This is a genomic window from Saccharothrix luteola, assembly GCF_020859565.1.
Lineage (GTDB): Bacteria > Actinomycetota > Actinomycetes > Mycobacteriales > Pseudonocardiaceae > Actinosynnema > Actinosynnema luteola.
Genome location: NZ_JAJHUO010000035.1, coordinates 3,058 through 26,082 on the forward strand (window position 1 = coordinate 3,058; position 23,025 = coordinate 26,082).

Consider the following 23,025-nt stretch of genomic DNA (forward strand, 5'->3'; position numbering starts at 1 on the left):
TGCCCCCCCCCGCTTGGGTGGTTCTGCCGACGGGGCCCGGGCCGGGGGGGGGGGGCCCCCCCCCCCCCCCCCCCACGGGTGCGGGTTTCCTGTTTCGTCGCCGATCGCGGAAGGGAGGGCCCTTGCCGTCTGACATCAGCTCCGCAGGCATCGCCCGAGTCGCCCCGAGCTGCGACTCGACCAGCCGCGAGGATGTTCTTCGCCGCGTTGAGGTCCCGATCGTGATGGGTGCGGCAGGCATGACACGTCCAGTGCAGGACAGGCAGTTCCGGTTCGGCGAGCACTTCCCCGCAAGTCGAGCATCGCTTGGTCGACGGGTACCAGCGGTAGATCACCGCGAGGGTGCGCCCGGCGTGGGCGGCCTCGTGCTCGAGTTGGCGGCGGAACCCGCCCCAACCCGCGTCAGCGATGGCGCGTGCCAACCTGCGGTTGCGGACCATGGTCCCGACCGCCAGATCCTCGATCGCGATCAGGTCTGCCGACCGCACCAGGTTGGTGCTGGTGCGGTGCAGGAAGTCGTGCCGGGCGTTGCGCACCTTCCGGTGGGCACGGGCGACCTTGGCCTTGGCCTTGCGCCGGTTGTTCGACTCCCGTTGAGAGCGGGCGAGTCTGCGCTGGTGGCGGGCGAGGTTCCGCGCCTTGCGATCCAGGTGACGCTGGTTGGCGACCCGGTCTCCGTCGCTGGTCACCAGGAAGTACCGCAAACCGAGGTCCGCGCCCACGTCGTGCCCGGTGGCAGGCAGCGATTTCGCCTCGTCGGTGTCGACGGCGAAGGTCACGTACCAGCGGCCGTCCGGGTCACGGGAGACCACCGCCATCGTGGGGTGCAGAGCGGTGACGTCCACTTGGTCGAAGGACCAGGTGGAGTCCGATGGCGCGGACGTCTTGGCCGGGCCGGCGAAGAAGTTCCGGAACGCCACATGCTGGTGACGGAGGGTCTGTTGCAACGGCACCGACGACACCTCGGACAGGAACGCCAGACCCTCGGTCTGCTTCCACGCCGTCAGCAGGGCGTCGGTCTCCCGGTACGACGTTCGCTTGCCCTCGACGCGGCAACGGCGGTCGCGTTCGGCCAGGGCCTTGTGCCACACGAGGCGCACACAGCCGAACGTCCGGTTCAGCATCGCGGCCTGCTCTGGAGTCGGATAGGCGCGGCATCGGTACGCCGTTCGCACGCAGATCAGCACACTGAAGGAGTAACGATGAGTGCGAATCCGGTTGGTCGGCCTGCGCGCCGCCCATCTGAACCGTTTTCGCGTTACTGGGGCGACCCAGGCGGGCGAATTCCTCGCCGAAGCGCAGACCCTGGTCGTACCCAGGAGACCGAGTGACGGCGGTCGCTCGCCGCGCCCGGGGCGCGACCTCGGGCGCGGGGCGACTCGCCGCGGCGCTCTTGTCACCGACGTTCATCGTGCTCGGCCTCGTGGTCGGGTACCCGCTGGTGGCGGCGCTGCGCGAGTCGGTGTTCCGGGAGGGGACCGACCTCGACGAGAGCGGCTTCATCGTCGAGGGCGCGCGTTTCGTCGGTGTCGACAACTACACCGCGATCTTCGTCGGCGAGTCCGCCGCCCGGTTCTGGAACGCGTTCGGCAACACCACGGTGTTCACCGTCATCACGGTCGCCCTGGAGGTGCTGCTCGGCGTCGGCATGGCGCTGGTGATGCACCACGCGATCCGCTGGCGCGGCATAGTGCGGGCCAGCATCCTGGTGCCGTGGGCCGTGCCCACCGCGGTCTCGGCGCTGCTGTGGCGCTGGATCTTCCAGGCCGACGGCGTGGCGAACGCGTTGATCGGGCAGCAGGTCCTGTGGACCACCGAGGGCTGGCAGGCGAAGTTCGCGGTCATCCTCGCGGACGTGTGGAAGACCGCGCCGTTCGTCGGCCTGCTGGTGCTCGCGGGGCTGCAGATCATCCCGAACGACGTCTACGAGGCCGCACGCGTCGACGGCGCGTCGGCGTGGCGGCAGTTCTGGCAGATCACGCTCCCGCTGGTGAAGCCGGCGCTCCTGGTGGCCGTGCTGTTCCGGGTGCTGGACGCGCTGCGCATGTTCGACCTGCCGTTCGTGCTCATCGGCAGCCGCAAGGAATCGGTGGAGACGCTGTCCATGGTGGCCTTCGACGAGGCGTCGAGCCTCAGGTTCGGCCCCGCCGCCGCGTACGCGACGATATTGTTCGTCTACGTGGCCGTCACGGCCCTGGTGTTCGTGCGGTTGCTCGGCGCGGACGTCATCGGCGCCGCTCGGGAAAGGTCGCGAAAATGAGCGCCACGACCCAGACCAGCGGCAACGGCACGCTGTGGAAGCGGGTGCTGACGTTCGGCGGGCTCGGGCTGATCCTGGTCTACTGCCTGGCGCCGTTCTACTGGATGGCGGTGTCGGCGTTCCGCCGCCCGTCCGACCAGTTCGAGCTGACGGCGCTGCCGATGCCGTTCTCGCTCGACAACCTGACCGCGGTCTTCTCGCCCGCCGTCGGGTTCGGCCGGTCGCTGCTCAACAGCCTGGTCGTCGCGGGCGTCACCACGATCCTCACGCTGATCATCGGCGTGTCGGCCGCGTACGCGCTGGCCCGGCTGCACTTCCGGTTCAAGAACGCGGTCGCGGCGCTGATCATCGCCACCTCGATGTTCCCCGGCATCTCCCTGCTGGTGCCGCTGCTGGCGTTGTTCACCGACATCGGGTGGATCAACACCTACCAGTCGATGATCGTGCCCAGCCTGTCGTTCGCGCTGCCGCTGGCGGTGTGGAACCTGACCGCGTTCTTCCGGCAGATGCCGGAGGAGTTGGAGCAGGCGGCCATGATCGACGGCTGCACGCGTGCCCAGGCGTTCCGCAAGGTCATCCTGCCGCTGGCCGCGCCCGGCATCTTCACCACCGCGATCATCACGTTCATCGCGGCGTGGAACGAGTTCATCATCGCTTTGTCGATGGTCAACGACAGCACGATGCAAACTGCTACCGTCGCGATCTCCCGGTTCACCGGGGCGTACGGTTTCGACCAGCCGTTCGGCACGCAGATGGCCGCCGGCGTGATCGTGACCGTGCCGCTGGTCGTGGTGGTGCTGCTGTTCCAGCGGAGGATCATCGCAGGCTTGACCGCAGGTGGCGTCAAGTAGCCGCCTGGCGGTGTCAACGGCCGGTCGCCACGTGATGGGAGAGCCGTGGCGACCGGCCAATTAACTGCCCTGCCGGGTGATGACCCGGTCAGGGGAGGCGCCACTGCTGGGCGCCGGTGCCGTTGCAGTCGTGGATCTGCAGCTGGACGCCGTTGACGGCGTTGCTGTTCGGCACGTCCAGGCACTTCCCGGACGGCGGGTTCACCAGCGTCGACCCCTTGGGCCACCACTGCTGCGCGCCCGTCCCGTTGCACGTCCACAGCTGCACCTTGGCGCCGTTGGTCCGCGAACTGCCGCTGACGTCCAGGCACCGCCCGAGCGCCCGCACCGTGCCGTCCGGGGCGAGGGTCCACTGCTGGGCGGCCGAGGAGTTGCAGTCCCACAGCCGCACGGGCGCGCCGTCGGTCGGGCCCGCCGGCTCGCCGTCCACGCACTTGCCCGCCAGGCCGACCACGGCGCCGGATCGCGCCGGGTTCGGACCGACGTCGAACGACGGCGGCGCGTCGGCCGGGGCGCTGCCCCAGGTCGAGGCCGTCGCGCCCAGGCTGAAGTCCAGCGCGCCGCCCGACGCGACGAAGGACGCGGGCAGCCACGGCTTGGTGGACGCCACACCGTCGACCCGCAACGACTGGACGTACTTGACGGTGTCCGAGGCGTTCGGGGCCGTGATCGCGATCGTGGCGCCGTTGCCGCGTCGGATGGTCGTGGTCGGGAACTGCGGGCTGGCCAGCACCAGCTCGGCCCGTCCCGGCGCCTGCGGGTACAGGCCCAGCGCCGCCCACACCGCCCACGACGACATCTCGCCCAGGTCGTCGTTGCCCACGATGCCCTCGGGTGTGGGCGGGAAGAGGGACGTCAACGCCCGCCGCACCACGTCCTGGGTCTTGTGCGGCGCGCCGGCGTAGGCGTAGGCCCAGGGCGTGTTGAGCGTCGGTTCGTTGCCCAGGTACGCGTACGGCTTCTTCGGCCCGGCGTTCAGCTCGGTGAAGAAGGTGTCCAGCCGTGCGGTGACGGCCGCGTTGCCGCCCATGGCGTCGAACAGCCCGCGGTGGTTGTACGGCACCATCCAGGTGTACTGGGCGGCGTTGCCCTCGACGTACTCGTTCTCCTGCGTCGGGCTGAACCCCGGCCACGTCAGGTCGGTGTTGCGCGGTTGCAGGTACTTGCTGCCCGAGTGGAACAGGCTGCGCCAGTTCTGCGCCCGCCGGAGGAAGGTCTCGGCGGTGCCCGCGTCGCCCAGCCGAGCCGCGAACTGGGAGATGGCGAAGTCCGCGCTGGTGTACTCCAACGTGGTCGCGGCCGAGCCCCACACGTCGCCCAGGCCCGTCGGCACGTAGCCGTAGTCGTTGAACTGCAACCACCCCGGGCGCTGGCGGATGTCGTTCACCCCGGCCACCATGCGGCGCAACGCGTCCGCCGTGTCGAAGCCCGTGCCGCCGAACGCGTGCGCGGTCGACACGATGATCGCCATCGGGTCGCCGTTCATCACGCCCGTGCCGCCGTTGGCGACCGTCCAGCGGTCGAAGTACCCGCCCTGGGCGGCCTGGTTCACCGCGGATCGCGCGATGTCGGCGGCTTCCGCCGGTCCCAGCAGCGCGATCAGCGCGATCTGGGACCGGTAGACGTCCCAGCCGGAGAAGTTCGCGTACTGCGTCCTCGCGGTCGTGTGCGTCTGCCGGTCGAAACCGGTGTACTGCCCGTTGACGTCGCTGAACACGTTGGGGTGCAACAGGGAGTGGTACAGCGCGGTGTAGAGCGCGCGGAGCTGGGTCGACGTGCCGCCGGTGACGTCGATCCGGCCGAGCCAGGAGTTCCACGCGGCGCGCGCGGCGGTGCGGACGTCGTCGAACGACCGCGTGCCGGTCTCGGCCGCGAGGTTGGCCTTGGCGTTGTCCAGGCTCACGAACGAGATGCCGACCCGGGCGGTGACCGTCGTGGCGTTGAACGAAACGAACGCCGACGCGGCGAGCGGCCGCACGTCCTGCGCGGTGGCGGACGGCGCGGGCACGTGCTGCGTCCCGGCGGTCTTGGGCGAGGCCGGGACGCTGCCGGGGCTGCTGCCCTCGACCGCACGGCCGTCCGGCGTGACCAGGCCGTTCGCGATCGTGGCGGTGGAGGCGAACGGCTGGTCGAAGGTCACGTGGAAGTGCAGCCGGTACCGGTTGCCCGCGCCGCAGAACCCGCCGCTGTCGGTGTAGCCGGACAGGCTGTCGGTCCCGATGGTGATCGAGCCGGTGGCCGAGTTGAACGCACGGGCGGCGTCGACGCTGAGCGAGGCGCGCCGGCCGGCCGGGTAGGTGAAGCGGGCCACGCCCGACCGCTGATTGGCGGTCAGCTCGCTGCGGATGCCGTTGTCGAAGCGGACCGAGTAGTAGCCCGGTGACGCCTGCTCGTCGGCGTGGGTGAACGTGGAGTAGGCCGTGGGCGTCGTGCCGAGGGACGGCATGAACGGCACGGTGCCGAAGTCGCTGCACCCCGGGCCCGACAGGTGCGTGAGGCTGAAGCCGCGGATCCGGTTGTCGTCGTAGTGGTAGCCGCCGTGCTGGTGGGTCACCGTGTCGGGGCTCCACTGGAGCATGCCGAACGGCGCGACGGCGCCGGGGAAGGTGTTGCCCGCGCCGCCGCCGTGCCCGAAGTCGGGGCCGCCGGGCTTGGTGCCGACGAACGGGTTGACGTGCTGCGCGGGATCGGTGATGGCGTGCGCCGTGCCGGCGTGGACCGGGACGGCGAGCGCGGCGAGGGTGAGCGCGGCGACAGCCGCGGAGCGGAGACGCATCTGAACCTCCGGCAGGGGTAGGAGGCCTGACAACGTTGTCAGGCCTTGATTCTCCCATCGGAGGTCCAGACCAGGAACCCGCTGCGCGGGGGAACGGCGCTGGGCCGGTGTTGTCCACCGGACACGCTCACTGAATGCGAAAGCCTTTATAGTTTCAGTGTAGACAAAAACCAATCACCCTCGCACCGCGTCTGGCAGCCGCAAGCCCTGAGGCACCGAAACGCCGGCCGGCCACAGCTCGACCGCCGACTCGGGGTCGACCCCGGAGAGGTCGACCCCGGAGAGGTCGACGACCCCGCCGGCGAACGCGGCCGCGGCGAACGACAGGCGGCCGGTGATCGTGGCGTCGGCGAAGGTGACCCGGCCGGCGTCGGTGAACGTCGCGCCGGAGAAGTCACCGCCGTCGAAGACCGCGCCGGTGAAGTCGAAGTCGTGGCCGCGCCAGGTGCGCGGGTCGTCGTCGGCGAGGTGCAGGTTGTCGCGGATGAGCCGGATGACGGTGAGCCGGACGTGGCGCTCCTGACCGGGGTCCCGCTGCGCGGCGTCGGCGGTGCCGTAGGGCTGGCGCAGGTAGGCGCAGAGCACGTCGATGCAGCCCTGGCGCGCTTCCGGCGCGTCGTTCGCCAGTGCCGCGAACGCGTAGACACCGGCGACGCGCACCGAGGCGTCGGGCGCGCCCAGCAGCTCGGCCGCTTTGGCGTAGCGGTCGAGCAGCACCTTCGCGTCCTCGCGGTGGGAGTCGACCTCGTTGAGGCGCTGCCTCCGGTAGGCGACCGTCAACGCCACGACCGCGCCGACGCCGCCGACCACGGTCAGCACGACCTTCACGGCGTCGAGCCGCTCCTGGACACCGGTCGGTCGTCCCAGCACGCCCACAGGACCACCCCCACTCCCGCCGCGGCCGCCGCCAGCAGCAGGGTCCCGTGAACGAGCAGCGGCATCGCCGCCGAGATCGCCGCAGCCACCAGGGCGAAGACCCACACCGCCCAGTGCCGCCCGACCCACTGGCCACCTGCCACCGCCGCCTGCGCCCACCACCGGGGCGCCAGGCTCACGACCGCGGCGATGAGGGACGCCGCCGCCAGCCCGTGCCGCAGTCGCGGTCCCCGGCGGAAACCGAGGACGGCCCGGCTCACCTGTAAGGGTTGCTCGCTCATGACGTCATGGTGGCGCAACCGACCGCGTGCCGACCCGAACGCCGCCCGGTGGTCCGTTCGTCAGCCGATCGGCGCGGGGGAGTTGGCTTCCGGGACCAGGATCCTCGGTGTGCCGGAGCCGTCCGCCGGCACCGCCCACACGTCGTTGACGCCGTCGTCGCGCTGGATGCCGTAGGCGACGGTCGTCTGGTCGATCCAGGTCGGCTGGTCGTCCACGCTGCGGGTCTCCGCGAGCGGCGTGGCGGTCAAGGTCCCCAGGTCCATCGTCGACAGGCGCCAGCCCTGCTGCGGGTCGCCGTTCACCGCCGCTTTGTAGGCGATGAGCTTCCCGTCGGGGGAGAGGGACGGGCACTCCACGTTGTCCGCGATCGACCGGAGGGTGCGTGCGGCGAAGTCGCCTTCCACCAGGTAGCGGTGCCCGCCGGTGGACATGGTGGCGTAGAAGCGGTTGTCGTCGGCGGTGAAGGTGACGCCCCAGAAGTTGCGGTCGACGGCGGTGGCGGGCGTGCCGTCCACGGTGGCGGTGAACTCCTCCAGCGAGGTGACGAGGGCGCCGGTGGCCGTGTCCAGGATCCCGGTGCTCGTGGAGAAGCCGTTGGCCGCGTACGAGTGACCGTCCACGAACAACGTCCACGCCACCATCCGGCCGCTCGGCGACACGCGCGTGCGGTTGGGGAACCCGGTCAGCGGCACCGTCCGCACCTCCTTCGACCCCGCGTCCAGCACCGCCAGCTCACCCGCCTTGAACGCGCCGACCGGCCGCAGGCACGAGGTGGTCCCGCCGGCGCTGTAGACGCGGTCGCACCGCTGCTCGGTCACTTCGCGCGGCCCGCTCGGATCGGACCGCGACACCGTGGACAGCCTGCCGTTGGTCAACACCACCAACCGCGGCCCGTCGACCGAGGTGGACGCCACCTCGTCGGACCCCGAGCCGGACCACGCGGCGTACCCGACCGCGACACCCGCCAGCAGCACGGCGACCAGCGCGGTGATCAGAAGACGTGCCCGAGTGGTCATGAACGGCGTCCCAGGAGTGCGACGGTGGCGGCCAACGTGAGCGCGACGCCCGCGGCGGCCAGGCGGGTGGCGGCCTCCGGACCCCAGAACTGCCAGGCCAGGCCGAACAGCACGGACGAGCCGAGGTACGCCAAAGCCTGTCCACTTTGGATCAACGCGATGCCGGTCGTGCGCAGCCGCTCCGGCAGCAACGGACCGGCCAACGCCATCAGCACGCCGTCCGTGGCCGCGTAGAACACCCCGTACAGCGCGACCACCAGCACGACCAACCCCCACCCGCCGAACGGCCCGAACACCAGCAGGTACACCGCGCCCAGCGCCACGTACCCGCCCAGCATCACCGGCAGCCGGCCGACCCGGTCGGCCACCGCGCCCAGCGGCGCGGCCAGCAGCAGGTAGACCAGGCTCGTGCCGACGGCGAGCAGCGGGAACCAGCCGATCGACAAGCCTTCGCGCTTCTGCAGCAACAGGTACACGAACCCGTCGCCGATCGTGGCCAAGCCCAGCAGCGAGGCGGCGAGCACGACCCGTCGCACGCCGGCGTCGCGCCACAACCCGCCGATCGCCTTGACCCGCACCGGTTGCGACGCCACGGCCGACCGGTGGTCGCGCACGAACAGCAGCAGGATCACCACACCCAGCGCGGCGATGCAGAAACTGGTCATGAACACCGAGTCGAACGACTCACCGGCCAGCGCCAGCACGGCCAGGGCGACCAGCGGCCCGGCGAACGCGCCCATCCCGTCCATCGCCCGGTGCACGCCGAACGCCCGGCCGAGGTCGCCGGCGGGCGTCGACAACGTGATCAGCGCGTCCCGCGGTGCGGTGCGCAGTCCCTTGCCCGCCCGGTCGAGCGTGATCACCGCGCCGAGCGCGGCGGTGGAGCTGCCCGCCAGCAACAACCCGAGCTTGGCCACGGCCGACAGGGCGTAGCCGAACCCGGCCACGCCCTTGCGCCGGTCGGTCCGGTCGGCGAGGTAGCCGCCGACGAGTCGGAGCAGGGTGGTGGCCCCGGTGTAGACGCCGTCGATGACGCCGTAGGCGGCGGGGCTGAGCTGGAGCCCGACGACGAGGTAGAGCGGCAGGACGGCGGTGACCATCTCGGACGAGACGTCGGTGACGAGGCTGACCGCGCCGAGCGCGAAGACGTTGGCGCTGATGCCCTTCCAGCCGGCGGTCTTGGGGCGGGTGATCGTGGACAGGTACACGGCGCACCTCCGGGGACGGCAGGCGCCGCGCCCGGTCGGGGGACGGCCGGGCGCGGCGGTCGGTGGGGGTCAGTGACAGGCGGTGGTGCCGCTGTCGGTGAACGTCTGGCCCGCCACGGGCACGAACTGCCAGTCGAAGCTGGTGCTGTGCAAGGTCAGCTTCAGCACGCCGTACGCGGTGCTGTTGCGGACCTCGCTGTTGGCGCGGATCGTGCCGAAGCCGTAGTGGCTGGCGCCACCCATGCCCGCGACGAACGTGCGGATGCCGCGGGCGTTGTCGAGGCCGCCGTTGGGGTTCTGCGGCGCGAACCGCTCGTACTGGTGGTTGTGGCCGAACAGCACCACGTCGGCGTTGTGGTCGTACAGCGCCTGGAACAGCGGGCGCGTCGCCGTGGACGGCGAGTGGTTGGCGCCCGAGGTGAACAGCGGGTGGTGCCAGTACGCCGCCGTGCACGGCTTGGTGCTCGCGGCCAGGTCGGCGCGCAGCCACTGCTCCTGCGCGGAGCCCGCCGCCATGCTGATGTTGGAGTTCAGCGACACGACGTGCCAGTTGCCGAGGTCGTAGGAGTAGTAGCCGCGCCCGGACGGGCCCGCCTGCGCGCCGAAGTAGTCGTAGTAGCCGGTCGCGCCGCTGGTGCCGTAGTCGTGGTTGCCGGGCGAGGGCCGGGTGCGGGCCTTGTGCCTGCCCCAGGTCGGGTCGTAGTAGTTCGCGAACTCCGAGGCGGTGCCGCTGTTGTAGACGTTGTCACCGGTGGTGAAGACCGTGCCGGGGATGGTGTCGAGCAGCGCGGCGGTGGCGCTGTCGCCGGAGCCGGAGTTCGAGATGTCGCCTACGCCGACCAGCACGGGGTCGCCGCTGGGCGGGGCGGTGGTGGTCGTGGTGGTGGTGCCGGTGGTGACCACGAGCTGCGGCGCGGTCGCGCCGGTCTCCCGCGAGTCGTAGTCGGCGCCGTCGGTGCTGGTGGAGGTGACGCCGAAGCTGAACGTGCCGTTGGCCCGCACGTGCGCGGTCACGTCGACCTCGTACCAGGCGTTGCGGGCGACGGAGCCGAGGGTGTCGAGCGTGGCGCCGTCGATGGCGGGCTGGTTGTTCCAGGTCACGCCGGTCTCGGACCAGGTGGTGTTCGTCATGGCGCGGAACGTGCCACCGGCCGGGCTGGTCGAGCCGGAGACGTCGTCGGTGTGCAGGCGCAGCGTGGCGCTGCCGACCGTGCCCGAGACGCCGGAGACGGTGAACTTGAGGAACATCCGCTTGATCGGCGAGCCGTCCACGCCGAGCTGGCCGGAGGTCCCGTAGTTCGTGCCGGTGACGGAGTTGTCGACGTGGGTGTCGGCGGTGGGGGTGAACGTCGTGGTGGCGGCCGAGGCCGTCGGCACGTGTCCGGAGTTGGCGATGGCGGTGAGGGCGGCGGCGGTGACGACGCCGACGGCGAGCAGGGCGAGGGGAGCTCTGCGTCCTGACATGCGAAACCCTTCGTTCTTCGAACGACGGCAATGAGGGCTTCGCAGACAGTAGGGACGTGCGGACACTGTGTGGTGATGGTCGGGCGGCCGGCCGGTGAACGACCGGCGAACCGCTCACACGTACATCACTGATGGGTGTATCCGGCCGGGAGCACCCCGGCCCTCAGTGGAGCTCTGCCGCCGCCGCGCGGAACACGGCGGCGGCGACGCGGGCCAGCGGCGGCGAGTCGAGCTTCCACTGCTGCCAGTGCAGCAGCACGTCCACGGGCCGGTCGGGGGCCAGGTGCACGAGCCTGCGGTGCGCGGCGATCTGGTGCTCGGTCAGCAGCGCCCACCCCGCGCCCGCGCCCACGGCGTCCTCGAACACGTGGCCGTCGGGCAGGTGGTGGCGGCGCGCGGAGGCGTTGTGGCCGGAGAGCTCGCGGCAGAACCGGTCCTGCAGGTCGTCCTTCTCGTCGAACACGATCACCGGCGCGTCGTGCAGCGGCTGCCCGTCGGCGAGCCAGCGCCGGGTGAACCCCTTGGTGGCCACGGCGTGGTAGCGGATGCTCCCGAGTGGACGGACGACGCAGCCCTGCACCGGCTGGGGCGAGGACGTGACGGCGCCCACGACGAGGCCCTGGCGCAGCAGTTCGGCGGTGTGGTCCTGGTCGTCGCGCCGCACCGTCAGCACCAAGCCCTCGTCGGTGGCCAGTTCCCTGACCACGCGGCGGAACCAGGTGCCGAGCGAGTCGGCGTTGACCGCGACCGGGATCGGCGTCGGGTCCTCGACCAGGCCGAGCGCTTCGCGCGCGTCGCGGTCCAGCAACGCCTGCTGGCGCCCGTACCGGGCGATCACGGCCCCGGAGTCGGTGAGCCGCGCGGGCTTCGACCGGACCAGCAACACCCGGCCGGTGCGCTGCTCCAACAGCTTGATCCGCTGGCTCACCGCCGACGGCGTGACGTGCAGCACCTTCGCGGCGGCATCGAACGTCCCCTCGTCCACCACCGCCAACAGCGTCCGCACGCACTCCGGATCGAGCATCACGATCGCTAATGATACGTAAGAAAAGATAGCTGGCCTTAACCACCTCCGCTTCCTACCGTCGCTGTCGTGACCTACGCGCTGCTCGCCGGGCTCGGCACCGGACTGTCCCTCATCGTCGTGATCGGCGCCCAGAACGCCTTGGTGCTGCGCCAGGGCGTGCTGCGCCGGCAGGTGCCCGCGATCGTGGCCATCTGCGCGGGCTCGGACGCGCTGCTCATCGCGCTCGGCGTCGGCGGTGTCGGCGCGGTGTTCACGTCGTGGCCGTCGGCGTTGGCGGTGGTGCGGTGGGTCGGCGCGGCGTTCTTGATCGGCTACGGCGTGCTGGCGGCACGGCGGGTGCTGCGGCCGTCGGCGTTGGAGCTCGACGGCGCGGCGAAGGCCGGCGCCGCCGTGATCGTCACCTGCCTGGCGCTGACCTGGCTCAACCCGCACGTGTACCTGGACACCGTGCTGCTGCTGGGCACGGCGTCCACCGGGTTCGGCGACGACCGGTGGTGGTTCGCGGCCGGCGCCATCACGGGCAGCGTGCTGTGGTTCAGCGCGCTCGGGTTCGGTGCGCGCTGGCTGTCGAGCGCCTTCACCCGCCCCTCCGCCTGGCGGCTCCTGGACGCCGCGGTCGCCGTCGTGGTCACCGCCACCGGGATCTCCCTCGTCCTCTAGCACCGACGCCAGCTCAGAGCCGAGTCGTGACCCACGCCCGAGCGTTCACGCGCGGCCGGCGAAGAACTCCTTGATGTCCCCGACGAGCAGTTCGGGCACCTCCATCGCCGCGAAGTGCCCGCCCCGGTCGAACTCGCTCCAGTGCTCGATCCGGTACGCCAACTCCGCCAACGGCCGCACCGACAACACGATGTCGTGCGCGAACACGGCCACACCCAACGGCGCGGGGCAGGCGTTGGACACGATCCCCGTCTCCTTCGCCAACCGCGCCGACGACCCCGCCGTCCCGGTGAGCCAGTACAGCATCACGTTCGTCAGCACCCGGTCGACGTCGATCTCCGAGGCCGGATCGACCCACTCGGTGAACTTCTCCGCGATCCACGCCAACTGCCCGACCGGCGAGTCCGTCAACGCGTAGGACACCGTCTGCGGTCGCGTCGCGTGCAGCACCTGGTACCCGGGCCGACTGCGCATCATCCCCTTGATCCGCTCCAACCGCCGACTGTCCTCTCCGGACAGCTCAACCCCCTCGACCGGCGGCGTGGGCAGGTAGTTCACGTGCACCGCCACCACGTTGTCGGGCGCGGCGGCAGCCATCGCCTTCGCGATCCCGGAACCCCAATCGCCACCCTGCGTGCCGTACCGCCGGTACCCGAGCCGGTTCATCACCTCCGTGAACGCCCGCGCCACGCGGTCGACGTCCCACCCGCGCGACGTCGTCGGCCCGGACAACCCGAACCCGGGGATCGAGGGGATGACCAGGTGGAAGTCCTGCGACAGCGGCTCGATGACGTCCAAGAACTCCAGCACCGACCCCGGCCAGCCGTGGACCAGCACCAACGGCAAGGCGTCCGCCTTGGCCGACCGGACGTGCAGGAAGTGCACGCGCTGTCCGTCGACCTCGGTCGTGAACTGCGGCAACGCGTTCAACTCCGCCTCGTGCCGCCGCCAGTCGTACCCGTTCATCCAGCGATCCACCAACGCGCGAACCCGCGCCACGGGGAACCCGTAGTCGAACCCGGCGTCCGGCAACTCCTCGGGCCACCGCGTCCGCGCCAACCGGTCGGCCAAGTCGTCCAACTCGGCCTGCGGCACGTCGAGGACAAAAGGCTTGATCATCATCACTCCGTTGGTCTCACCAATGTTGGTAAGCCCGACGATATACCAACTTCGTTGGCAACGCCAACGACCAACGGCGTCTATCGTGAGCCCATGGCCACCTGGGATGACGTGCAGCGCATCGCCATGGCGCTGCCCGAGGTAACCGAACGCCCGTCGTACGACCAACGACCGGCGTGGCGGGTAAAGGACAAGGCCTTCGCCTGGGACCGACCCCTTCGCAAGAGCGACCTGGCCGCCTTGGGCCCCACCGCCCCAGACGGCCCGGTTCTTGCCGCGAGCGTGCCCGACCTGGGCGCAAAGGAAGCCCTTCTCGCCGACAACCCAACCGTCTACTTCACGACCCCGCACTTCGACGGCTACTCCGCCATCCTGGTCCGGCTGGCCGAGATCGACCTCGACGAACTAACCGAACTACTGACCGAAGCCTGGCTGACCCGCGCCCCGAAACGCCTCGCAAAGCAATACGAGTCCGACCACTGAGCAACCCCGCCACCATCACCCCCGCCACCACCACACCCTTCCCGTCCACTGACACCGCCCTTCCCCAAAGGAAGGGCTTCGTGTCATCCCGCCGACCTGGCTCCGCCCTGCCGCGCATGTCAAGGGGGCGGTCCCACCCCAACAGGAACGATGGGCTGGAACCGCCCCTTGATACGTGTGGTAGCCCGTAGGGAGGTCGGTGGGATGACACGAACCCCGGCCGACAACGGACCCGGAACAGAACCACCGAACCGGCCGTCATCCTGCTGATCTGCCCGTCCGGCGAGGACAGCTTTTGATCTCCAGCGACCAACACCACCCTCACCAGGTGCTGTTCACCATCCCAGTCCCCAAATAGACCTGATCGAACCCATTCCCATCATTGTCATCGGTGTACACCACCGTGATCTGCCCCCAAGCATCCACCCCGACCGCGGGCTCGTCCTGCCTGCCCGTCACCGTCGACACCGTCACCTGGCGCGGCAGCCGACCCGCGACCGTGCCATCCGGGTTGAGCCCCTGCGTCACCACGTCCTGCCCCTCAACCGACGACACCACGACGTTCAACTGGTCGTCGATACCGACCTGAGGGTCCACACCCGCCACCACCGTGTCCGCAACCGTCCGCGCCCCACCACCAGCAGCGAACGACCGAACACCCACCTGCGCCGTGCCGGCGTGGTCCGTCTCCCAAGCCACCGCGTGATCGCCGTTGAAGTTCGCCGCCACGACGGCCCGTCGTTGCTGGCCGTCGCCGCCGGCGTTCACCGCCCCCTGCGCGACCTTCACCCCACCCGACGGCGTCAGGATCTTCCGGCCGATGTTGAAGAAGCCGTTGCCGTCACCGTCCTCGTCCCACACCACGATGGCGTTGCCCGCCGCGCCCATGGCCACGTCCGGCCGCTGGTGCGTGCCGCCCGCCGCGTGCACCTGCGCCTCGTAGGTCTTCGACGTCACGGACGCGAAACCGGCGACGCGCACCGTGGGGTTGGTGGTGCTCTGCTTGTCCTCCCACGCCACCGCGAAACCGGTGCCGTCGGGATCGGCGGCCACGGCGGGGTTCAGCTGCTGGCCGTCGGTGTTGGCGTTGGCCCGCGCCGATCCGGTCACCGTCCCGCTCGTGTTCAGCTCCCGCACCTGGATGTTGTAGTAGCCGTTGCCCTCGCCGTCGTCGGCCCACACGACGACCGCGGTGCCGTTGTCGTGCACCGCGACGTCCGGCTGGACGTGCCGCCAGTTGCCCGTACCGCTGGTGGACAGCTTCTTCTCGTACCGGGACACGCCGTCCTTGAACAGGCGGATCCACACGTCGCTGTGCACGGGGTCGGTGGGCGTGGCGTCGTCGCGGTCGTCCTCCCACACCACGGCGGTCCAGCCGTTGCGCACCGCGGCCACGGCGGCGTTGTCCTGGTCGCCGGTGGCGGTGCTGTTCGCCGCGATCCACGACACCGCCGCGGACGCGGTGCCCGCACCCAGCAGCATGGGCGCCGCGATCAACGGCGCCACCACCATCACGGTCAGCTTGTTCATGGCGCCTGCAATCCGGGGTTGCCCGCCTGGACGACGTAGCTCTGCAAGGTCCGGACCGGGTAGTCGCGAACGGTGACCCGGTCCAGGAAGCGGAAGTCGACGTTCATCTGGGACGGTGTGGTGACGGTGCGGACGTAGCCGCGCAGGTTCTTGTAGAACTTCACGTGCGGGTTGAGGCTCGACAGGCCCGTGTCGGTGGCGTTGCCGTCGCCGCTGGACGTGATCGACGTGGTCACCAGCTCCGTGCCGACGATCCGGTCCTGCGCGGCGTAGTCGTTCATCAGGTTGGCGGCCCACGACCGGTGCACGTCACCGGTCAGCACGACGGTGTTGCGCAGGCCCGCCGCGTCCCAGCCGCGCTGAAGCCGACCGCGGTTGGCGCTGTAGCCGTCCCACGAGTCCATCGACTTCGCGCCGTCGGCCGAGGCCAGCTTCTGCGCGAAGAACACCTGCTGGCCGAGGAAGTCCCAGGTGCCGAGCTTCTGCCGCATGCCGTCGAGCAGCCACGTCTCCTGCGTGCCGCCGAGCAGCGTGCGCGCCGGGTCGTCGGCCTCCGCGCACACCTTCGTGCCGTCGCCGCACGCCTGGTCGTCGCGGTACTGGCGGGTGTCGAGCATGTGGAACGTGGCCAGGCTGCCCCAGCGGACCCGGCGGTACAGCTGCATGTTCTCCGCGACCGGGGCCTGCGCCGCCCGCAGCGGCATGTGCTCGTAGTACGCCTTGTACGCCGCCGCGCGTCGCACCTTGAAGTCGCCGGCGGGGGAGGTGTTGGCGCGCACCAGGTCCGCGTAGTTGTTCTCGACCTCGTGGTCGTCCCACACGACCAGCCACGGCGCGGCGGCGTGCGCGGCCTGGAGGTCGACGTCCGTCTTGTACTGCGCGTGCCGCACCCGGTAGTCGGCCAGGCCCGCGATCTCCACGCCGGGCGCGAACTTGCGCACCTTCGTGGTCGTGGCCGCGCCCTCGTAGATGTAGTCGCCCAGGTGCAGGATGAGGTGCGGGTTCTCCTCGGCCATCCGCCGGTACGCGGTGAAGTAGCCCTCCTCGTAGTGCGAGCAGGAGGCGAAGAGCATGGTCAGCGACGGGCTCGTGCCGACCGCGGGCGCGGTGACGCCGCGCCCGACCGGTGAGATGTGCCCGGCGGCGCGGAACCGGTAGAAGTACTCGCGGCCGGGTTGCAGGCCGGACACCTCGACGTGCACGCTGTGCGCCCACGACTGCGTCGCGGTCGCCGTGCCGCTGCGCGCGATCTGGGTGAACCGCTGGTCCGTCGCGACCTGCCACTCCACCGCGACCGAGGCGCTGCCCATGCCCCCGAGCCCGTCGGCGTTGAGCGGGCTGGGCGCGAGGCGCGTCCAGATGACGAAGCCGTCCGCGACGGGCTCACCGGAGGCGACGCCCAGCGTGAACGGGTAGGAGATGGCGTTCGCCGTGGTGGGGGCGAGGACCGTCGCGCCGGCGCTCGCGATGCCGCCGGCGATGAGCGTTCGTCGGGTCAGTGGGGACACAGCTCTCCTTCGGTGCAGGGCCGGGAAGAACGCGTTCCGGTACTGCGTACACGCCGAAGGTGATCAGTGGCCATCCCCGACGTGTACGCCCGGTGGAGTGGCCGAAGCGTTGTCGAGGGCCGTGCGAGGGGGCCGAAGGACGACAGTGCAGGTGAATGGGTGTCCAACTATGAGCTGTATTGGTTACCAAAGAACCTGCCAAATACCTCGGGTCCCAGCCGATCGGGAATTCCCATGACCGGTGGCATCGCCGACCGGTACGCCTGGCGCACCGATGATCGACTCAGCACGCTGGTCCCATGCGCGTCCGACGGCCGCACCCGGCCACGGTGGTGGCCTTGTTCGCGGTCGCCGGCGCATCCCGGATCGTCGCCGGGTTCGACGGTCATCCGACTCCGCTGCAGCTCACCATGACCGTCCTGCACGCACTGGTCGCCGGCGGCACCGCCGGGTGGATGGCGATGCCCGAGAGGCGGGCGGGCAGCCGGGGAGAACCGGCTCTGCTCGAAAAAATCGGCCAACCCGCCATGGTCGGCCGGTTCGTGGCCTGTCCTCCACCGTGATCCGGGCAGCCGAGCGACAGGCCGGGTAGCGGAGCCGACAGGCAAGTGACCTCATCGGAGGACGACGGGTCGGCAGCCGCGGAGTTCGGCGCGCTGCTCCGACAGGCGCGAAAGCGGAAGGCCCTGACGCAAGAAACGTTGGCCGAACGAGCCGCCGTAGGCGTGCGCACCGTGCAGCGGTTGGAGGCCGGCACCACCCGGGGCCTGATGGTGGCGACGGTGCGAGACCTGGCCGACGCGCTCGGACCGCGCCTGGGGTCGACCGAGCGCGACAGCTTCCTGCGCGCGGCCGTCGACGGCAGCAGAACGCTCCACGACACCGACACCGGGCAATAGCCGACCCAGCCCGCTCACACCACCGACCCGCTCACACCACCGGCACGTGGTCCGCTCGACGCGCACCTGCCGCCGCCACCGCCGTCCAGCAGTCCGGCCTCGCGAACCCACGCCCGGCGAACGCCTCCAGAACCGCCGTCGTGCACTCCTGCACCGCCATCTCCTCCACCAACGCGATCACACAACCACCGAACCCACCACCGGTCATCCGCGCCCCCAACGCGCCCGCCGCCACCAACGCCTCCACCGCGACGTCCAGCTCCGGCACGGTCACCTCGTAATCATCGCGCAACGACACGTGCGACTCGGTCAACAACGGCCCGATCTCGCGGATCCGCCCGGCGCGCAGCAGGTCCGCCACCCGCGCCACCCGCGCGTTCTCCGTCACCACGTGCCGCACCCGCCGCCCGAGCCGCTCCGGCAGGTCCTGCCCCAGACCATCCAAGCCGCCATCCCAATCCCGCAACGCGGGCACCCCGAGCAACTCCGCCGCACGGTGGCAGTCCCGCCGCCGCGCCGCGTACTCGCCGTCCACCAACCGGTGCGGCGCCTTCGTGTCCACCACCAGCAACGTGAGCCCGGCAGGCGCGAGGTCGAACGGGATGTGCTCGGTCTCCATCGAGCGCGTGTCGAGCAGCAACGCGTGCCGCTCCCGCGCCAGCAGGGACGCCGACTGGTCCATGATCCCGCACGGCATGCCGACGAACTCGTTCTCCGCCCGCTGCGCGATCCGCGCCAACGACCGCCGGTCCAGCGACACACCGGACAGCTCGGTCACCGCCAACGCGGTCGCGCTCTCCAGCGCCGCCGACGACGACAACCCCGCGCCCAACGGCACCTGACCGTCCACGAGCAGGCCGAACCCACCGATCGGGTGACCCTCCTCGCGCAACGCCCACACCACGCCCGCCACGTAGGCCGCCCACCCGGTCACCGCACCCGGCACGAGGTCGACCACGCGGATCTCGGTCACGCCCGACGCCTGCCGGGACGACAACCGCAGCACGCCGTCGTCCCGCCGCGCCGCCGTGATCCGCACGACGTGCGGCAACGCGATGGGCAGCACGAAACCGTCGTTGTAGTCGGTGTGCTCGCCGATCAAGTTGATCCGACCCGGCGCCTCGAAGACCCCGTCGCGCGTCATGCCCCACCCCTCGTGCTCTCCCGGACCTCCAACGAGAACGGCGTCCGCACGTGCTCCGGCGGCCGTCCCGGGTCGTCGACGCGCCGCCGCAGCAGGTCGACCGCCGCCCGGGCGATCGCGGCCTTGTCCGGCGCGACCGTGGTCAGCGTCGGCAGGCTGTACGTGCCTTCCTCGGTGTTGTCGAACCCGACCACCGCGACGTCGGCGGGCACCCGCACGCCGCGTTCGGCCGCGGCGCGCACCGCGCCCACCGCGAGCAGGTCGTTGAAGCAGAACACCGCGTCCGGCGGCTCGTCGGCGGCGAGCAGGCGCGCCATCGCCTCCGCGCCGTCGCGGCGGTGGTAGTTCAACGCCGTCGCCACCAGCTCGTCGCGCACCGGCAGACCCGCCTCGGCCAGCCCGAGCCGGTAGCCCTCCAGGCGCTGCGCCGCCGTGCCGCGGTGGGGGTGCGCGCCGATCGCCGCGATCCGGGTGCGGCCGAGGCCGACCAGGTGCGCCACGGCGACCCGTGCCGCTTCCACGTTGTCGATGCCCACGTGGTCGATCGGCAGGTCCACCGAGTGCTCGCCGAGCATCACCACCGGTATGCCAGGCGCCAGCTCGCCGAAGTCGCGCGCCTGGAGCGCCTCCGGGCTCACGATCGCGCCGTCGATCATGTGCGGGCCGAGCGAGGCCAGCGTGTCCCGTTCACCCTCGCGGGTGCCCAGGGTCTGCTCGATCAGCACGTTCCACTCCTCCTCCTGCGCCGCGCCGAGCACCAGCCCGGCCAGCTCCGCGAAGTACGGCACCACCAGCTCCGGCAGCACGAGGGCCACGAACCCGGTCCGGCCGCGGCGCAGGTTGCGCGCGCCGATGTTGGGCCGGTAGCCGGTGGCGGTGAGCGCCTCCTCGACCCGGCGGCGGTTCTCCGGTTTCACGAACGCGTAGCCGTTGACGACGTTCGACACCGTCTTCACCGACACGCCGGCCAGCGCGGCGACGTCTTTGAGCGTGGCCAAGCGGTGCCTCCGGTGCTCTCGGGTCGGGGTCTTCAACGGGGACTCTCGGGAACGACCGGGATCGTAGCCGGCCGGTCAGCCGCTTTACAACGTTGTATCAACGATGTAAGAACTCAAGTGACCCAGGTCACGAGCACCCACGTCACCAGCACCCTGCCGATCGTGGAGCCACCCATGCGCAAGCTGTCGTCCGGCCTGACCGGACTGCTGGTCCTCAGCACCTTCCTCGTCGCGCTGCCCGGCACCGCCGCCGCGGCCGTCTGGCAGCCCAAACCGGCGCCGCTCACCACCCCGTGGACGGGGCAGGTGTCGCCGACCAACGCGTTGCCCGAGTACCCGCGCCCGCAGCTGGTCCGGTCGGACTGGCTCAACCTCAACGGCGTGTGGGAGTTCGCCGGCGCGCCGAACCTGTCCTCGCCGCCGTTCGGCCGCACGCTCGCCGAGGGCGTCCTGGTGCCCTACCCGATCGAGTCCGCGCTGTCGGGCATCAAGCGGCACGAGGACCACATGTTCTACCGCCGCACGTTCACCACACCGGCCGGGTGGAACGGCCGCCGCGTGAAGCTGAACTTCGGCGCGGTCACCTGGGAGACCCGCGTCTGGGTCAACGGCGTCAACGTCGGCACCCACACCGGCGGGTTCGACGCGTTCTCGTTCGACATCACGCCCGCGCTGCGCACGGGCGCGAACGAGGTGATCGTCGGCGTGCGGTCCACCGTCGACGGCAGCCAGTACCCGATCGGCAAGCAGCGCCGCGACCCCAGCGGCATCTTCTACACGGCGGCGTCCGGCATCTGGCAGACGGTGTGGCTGGAGCCGGTCGCGGCCAACCACATCACGCGCCTGGACACCACGCCGGACGTGCCGGCGGGCGTGCTCGACCTCGTCGTGCAGGGCACGGCGGGCCAGCCGGTGCGCGCCGAGGTGCTGTCGGGCGGGCAGGTCGTCGGCACGGCGAGCGGCACGGTGGGCGCTCACCTGCGCGTCCCCGTGCCGAACGCGAGGTTGTGGTCGCCGGACGACCCGTTCCTCTACGACCTGCGGGTCACCTTGGGCAGCGACGTCGTCACCGGGTACTTCGGCATGAGGTCGCTGGGCAAGGCGGTGGTCGGCGGCGTGATGCGACCGCTGCTCAACGGCAAGTTCGTGTTCCAGCTCGGCACCCTCGACCAGGGCTACTGGCCCGACGGCATCTACACCGCGCCCACCGACGCCGCCCTGCGGTTCGACCTGGAGCGGCAGAAGGCGCTCGGCTTCAACATGGTGCGCAAGCACATCAAGGTCGAGCCCGCCCGCTGGTTCTACCACGCCGACCGGCTCGGGCTGATGGTGTGGCAGGACATGCCGTCGCTGGACGCGGTGGACGACGTGCCCAACGGGCGCGCGCACTTCGAGTCCGAGCTGCGGCGGATCGTCGACCAGCTCAGGGGCATCACGTCGATCGTGCAGTGGGTGCCGTTCAACGAGGGCTGGGGCGAGTACGACGCGGGCCGGATCGTGGACCTGGTCCGGTCGATCGACAACACCCGGCTGATCAACCACAACTCGGGTTCGAACTGCTGCGTCTCCGACCCCGACCCGGGCAACGGCGACGTCATCGACGACCACGCGTACCAGATGTCGAGCGCGACGCGCCTGCCCGACGCCAACCGGGTCGCGGTGCTGGGCGAGTTCGGCGGGCTGGGCCGGCGGGTCGTCGGCCACGAGTGGCAGCCGGGCGCCGGGTTCGCGTACGGCGAGTTGTTCCCGGACGAGGCGTCGTTGACCGGGCGGTACGTGGAGATCACCAAGGAGGTCGGTCGGTTCGTGCACACGCGCGGGCTGTCGGCATCCGTGTACACCGAGCCGTACGACGTCGAGAACGAGGTCAACGGCTTCTACACCTACGACCGCCAGGTGCTGAAGATGTCCGAGGCACGGGTGCGCGACGTCAACCGGCGGGTGCTGGCACTGGCGAACGGCACCGAGGTCGGGCGCGGCGAGGTGATCTCGTTGCGGGTGACCACACCCGGCTACACCGACCGGCACCTGCGGCACCGGGACGGCCTGGCGCGCACCGACGTGATCTCCGACGACACGGGACGGCTGGACGCCACGTTCTGGGCCAGGCCGGGGTTGTCGGACGCGGCGTGCCTGTCGTTCGAGTCGCGCAACTTCCCGGGGCGGTTCCTGCGGCACTCCGCGTCGCGCGTGCGGTCGGACGCCAACGACGGGTCGGCGGCCTTCGCCGGTGACGCGACGTTCTGCGCGCGGGCCGGGGCGGGCGGCACGGTGCTGGAGTCGCGTAACCTGCCCGGCCAGTTCATCCGGCACTACCAGGAGGGCGTGTACCTGGCGCGGTCCGGCGGGACGAACCCGTGGGACAGCGCGACGAGCTTCGCGGCGGACACGACGTGGGCGGCGGTCGTGCCGCTCTGGCGCAGCGGGGCGGACCTCCCGCTGGACCAGGCGCGGTCGTTCCGGGTGACGACGGCCGGCTTCACCGACCGGTACCTGCGGCACCAGGACGGCTTGGCGCGGACCGACGTGGTGAACGCGGGCAGTTCGGCGTTGCTGAAGGGTGACGCGACGTTCGTCGTGCGGCGTGGGCTGGCGGAGCCGTCGTGCTACTCGTTCGAGTCGCGCAACTACCCGGGGCAGTACCTGCGGCACGCGGCGTTCCGGGTGCGGTTGGGGGCGTCGGACGGGAGCGACCTGTTCCGGCGGGACGCGACGTTCTGCGCTCAGCCCGGTGCCGGTGGCGTGCGGCTGGCGTCGGTGAACGAGTTGGGCGCGAGCGTGCGGCACTACGCGGAGGAGGTGTGGGTGGCGGTGAACGGCGGTGCTCACGCGTACGACAACCCGACGTCGTACGACGCGGACGTGAGCTGGGCCGTGATCGCGCCCTGGGCTCCGTAGTCCTTTGTGGACCCGCACGGTGGTGC

20 protein-coding genes are annotated in these 23,025 nt (G+C 70.8%); 7 read left to right on the forward strand and 13 right to left on the reverse strand.

What is annotated here, in order from left to right:
- Positions 1-1,124, reverse strand: a 1,124-nt coding sequence (locus LNK82_RS38185) for an RNA-guided endonuclease InsQ/TnpB family protein (protein WP_230571729.1), incomplete at its 3' end; no start/stop codon positions are given.
- 203 nt (positions 1,125-1,327) lie between these two features.
- Here LNK82_RS38185 and LNK82_RS38190 point away from each other — a divergent pair.
- Both LNK82_RS38190 and LNK82_RS38195 read left to right on the forward strand, forming a co-directional pair.
- Positions 1,328-2,260, forward strand: coding sequence for a carbohydrate ABC transporter permease (locus LNK82_RS38190; RefSeq protein WP_230571730.1), 933 nt, complete (start codon positions 1,328-1,330; stop codon positions 2,258-2,260).
- Positions 2,257-3,111, forward strand: a complete 855-nt coding sequence (locus tag LNK82_RS38195; RefSeq protein WP_230571731.1) for a carbohydrate ABC transporter permease — start codon at positions 2,257-2,259, stop codon at positions 3,109-3,111. Before LNK82_RS38190 ends, LNK82_RS38195 begins: the two co-directional genes overlap by 4 nt.
- A gap of 88 nt (positions 3,112-3,199) precedes the next feature.
- Here the strand turns inward: LNK82_RS38195 and LNK82_RS38200 are convergent, their stop codons facing one another.
- The 7 genes from LNK82_RS38200 to LNK82_RS38230 all read right to left on the reverse strand — a co-directional run bounded on the left by LNK82_RS38200 (position 3,200) and on the right by LNK82_RS38230 (position 11,757).
- Entirely contained in the window at positions 3,200-5,887 is a 2,688-nt protein-coding gene (locus LNK82_RS38200; RefSeq protein ID WP_230571732.1) for a lectin, read from the reverse strand.
- Positions 5,888-6,061: 174 nt separating this feature from the next.
- A complete protein-coding gene (locus LNK82_RS38205) occupies positions 6,062-6,757 on the reverse strand; it encodes a pentapeptide repeat-containing protein (RefSeq protein ID WP_230571733.1) in 696 nt (231 codons plus the stop codon).
- On the reverse strand, positions 6,712-7,044 hold the full coding sequence (locus LNK82_RS38210; RefSeq protein WP_230571734.1) for a hypothetical protein: 333 nt from the start codon (positions 7,042-7,044) through the stop codon (positions 6,712-6,714). Before LNK82_RS38210 ends, LNK82_RS38205 begins: the two co-directional genes overlap by 46 nt.
- Positions 7,045-7,104: 60 nt before the next feature.
- On the reverse strand, positions 7,105-8,061 hold the full coding sequence (locus LNK82_RS38215) for a TolB-like translocation protein (RefSeq protein ID WP_230571735.1): 957 nt from the start codon (positions 8,059-8,061) through the stop codon (positions 7,105-7,107).
- Positions 8,058-9,269 (reverse strand): MFS transporter, encoded by a 1,212-nt coding sequence (locus LNK82_RS38220; RefSeq protein WP_230571736.1) that lies wholly within the window; start codon positions 9,267-9,269, stop codon positions 8,058-8,060. The genes LNK82_RS38215 and LNK82_RS38220 overlap by 4 nt, the downstream gene beginning before the upstream one ends.
- 69 nt (positions 9,270-9,338) lie before the next feature.
- Complete coding sequence (locus LNK82_RS38225) at positions 9,339-10,733, reverse strand: CBM96 family carbohydrate-binding protein (RefSeq protein ID WP_230571737.1); 1,395 nt, start codon at positions 10,731-10,733, stop codon at positions 9,339-9,341.
- 163 nt (positions 10,734-10,896) lie between these two features.
- A complete protein-coding gene (locus LNK82_RS38230) occupies positions 10,897-11,757 on the reverse strand; it encodes a LysR family transcriptional regulator ArgP (protein WP_230571811.1) in 861 nt (286 codons plus the stop codon).
- A 69-nt stretch (positions 11,758-11,826) separates the two neighbouring features.
- Between LNK82_RS38230 and LNK82_RS38235 the strand changes: the two genes are divergently transcribed.
- Complete coding sequence (locus LNK82_RS38235) at positions 11,827-12,420, forward strand: LysE/ArgO family amino acid transporter (RefSeq protein WP_230571738.1); 594 nt, start codon at positions 11,827-11,829, stop codon at positions 12,418-12,420.
- A 45-nt stretch (positions 12,421-12,465) separates the two neighbouring features.
- Here the strand turns inward: LNK82_RS38235 and LNK82_RS38240 are convergent, their stop codons facing one another.
- Positions 12,466-13,539 carry an epoxide hydrolase family protein gene (locus LNK82_RS38240; RefSeq protein ID WP_230571739.1) on the reverse strand — a complete coding sequence of 358 codons (1,074 nt, stop codon included), beginning with the start codon at positions 13,537-13,539 and terminating at the stop codon, positions 12,466-12,468.
- 93 nt (positions 13,540-13,632) lie between these two features.
- On the opposite strand from LNK82_RS38240, the gene LNK82_RS38245 reads away from it, so the two are divergent.
- Entirely contained in the window at positions 13,633-14,022 is a 390-nt protein-coding gene (locus tag LNK82_RS38245; RefSeq protein WP_230571740.1) for an MmcQ/YjbR family DNA-binding protein, read from the forward strand.
- Positions 14,023-14,343: 321 nt separating this feature from the next.
- Here the strand turns inward: LNK82_RS38245 and LNK82_RS38250 are convergent, their stop codons facing one another.
- Together LNK82_RS38250 and LNK82_RS38255 are read right to left on the reverse strand one after the other, a co-directional pair.
- Complete coding sequence (locus tag LNK82_RS38250; protein WP_230571741.1) at positions 14,344-15,552, reverse strand: hypothetical protein; 1,209 nt, start codon at positions 15,550-15,552, stop codon at positions 14,344-14,346.
- Positions 15,549-17,060: an alkaline phosphatase D family protein gene (locus tag LNK82_RS38255; RefSeq protein ID WP_230571742.1), complete on the reverse strand. Its 1,512-nt coding sequence runs from the start codon at positions 17,058-17,060 to the stop codon at positions 15,549-15,551. The genes LNK82_RS38250 and LNK82_RS38255 overlap by 4 nt, the downstream gene beginning before the upstream one ends.
- Positions 17,061-17,359: 299 nt before the next feature.
- On the opposite strand from LNK82_RS38255, the gene LNK82_RS38260 reads away from it, so the two are divergent.
- Together LNK82_RS38260 and LNK82_RS38265 are read left to right on the forward strand one after the other, a co-directional pair.
- Positions 17,360-17,623, forward strand: a complete 264-nt coding sequence (locus LNK82_RS38260; protein WP_230571743.1) for a hypothetical protein — start codon at positions 17,360-17,362, stop codon at positions 17,621-17,623.
- 45 nt (positions 17,624-17,668) lie between these two features.
- Complete coding sequence (locus LNK82_RS38265; protein WP_230571744.1) at positions 17,669-17,959, forward strand: helix-turn-helix domain-containing protein; 291 nt, start codon at positions 17,669-17,671, stop codon at positions 17,957-17,959.
- Positions 17,960-17,990: 31 nt separating this feature from the next.
- Here the strand turns inward: LNK82_RS38265 and galK are convergent, their stop codons facing one another.
- Together galK and LNK82_RS38275 are read right to left on the reverse strand one after the other, a co-directional pair.
- A complete protein-coding gene (galK, locus tag LNK82_RS38270) occupies positions 17,991-19,103 on the reverse strand; it encodes a galactokinase (protein WP_230571745.1) in 1,113 nt (370 codons plus the stop codon).
- A complete protein-coding gene (locus LNK82_RS38275) occupies positions 19,100-20,101 on the reverse strand; it encodes a LacI family DNA-binding transcriptional regulator (protein ID WP_230571746.1) in 1,002 nt (333 codons plus the stop codon). The genes galK and LNK82_RS38275 overlap by 4 nt, the downstream gene beginning before the upstream one ends.
- A gap of 117 nt (positions 20,102-20,218) precedes the next feature.
- Between LNK82_RS38275 and LNK82_RS38280 the strand changes: the two genes are divergently transcribed.
- Complete coding sequence (locus LNK82_RS38280) at positions 20,219-22,999, forward strand: AbfB domain-containing protein (protein WP_230571747.1); 2,781 nt, start codon at positions 20,219-20,221, stop codon at positions 22,997-22,999.
- The last annotated feature ends 26 nt before the right edge of the window (positions 23,000-23,025 follow it).

Excerpts from the sequence above, each read along its gene's own strand:
- LNK82_RS38240 (WP_230571739.1), bottom strand. The coding sequence starts at position 13,539 with ATGATCAAGCCTTTTGTCCTCGACGTGCCGCAGGCCGAGTTGGACGAC.
- LNK82_RS38245 (WP_230571740.1), top strand. The coding sequence starts at position 13,633 with ATGGCCACCTGGGATGACGTGCAGCGCATCGCCATGGCGCTGCCCGAG.
- LNK82_RS38230 (WP_230571811.1), bottom strand. The coding sequence starts at position 11,757 with ATGCTCGATCCGGAGTGCGTGCGGACGCTGTTGGCGGTGGTGGACGAG.
- LNK82_RS38250 (WP_230571741.1), bottom strand. The coding sequence starts at position 15,552 with ATGAACAAGCTGACCGTGATGGTGGTGGCGCCGTTGATCGCGGCGCCC.
- LNK82_RS38225 (WP_230571737.1), bottom strand. The coding sequence starts at position 10,733 with ATGTCAGGACGCAGAGCTCCCCTCGCCCTGCTCGCCGTCGGCGTCGTC.
- LNK82_RS38195 (WP_230571731.1), top strand. The coding sequence starts at position 2,257 with ATGAGCGCCACGACCCAGACCAGCGGCAACGGCACGCTGTGGAAGCGG.
- LNK82_RS38260 (WP_230571743.1), top strand. The coding sequence starts at position 17,360 with ATGCGCGTCCGACGGCCGCACCCGGCCACGGTGGTGGCCTTGTTCGCG.
- LNK82_RS38200 (WP_230571732.1), bottom strand. The coding sequence starts at position 5,887 with ATGCGTCTCCGCTCCGCGGCTGTCGCCGCGCTCACCCTCGCCGCGCTC.
- LNK82_RS38210 (WP_230571734.1), bottom strand. The coding sequence starts at position 7,044 with ATGAGCGAGCAACCCTTACAGGTGAGCCGGGCCGTCCTCGGTTTCCGC.
- LNK82_RS38215 (WP_230571735.1), bottom strand. The coding sequence starts at position 8,061 with ATGACCACTCGGGCACGTCTTCTGATCACCGCGCTGGTCGCCGTGCTG.
- galK (WP_230571745.1), bottom strand. The coding sequence starts at position 19,103 with ATGACGCGCGACGGGGTCTTCGAGGCGCCGGGTCGGATCAACTTGATC.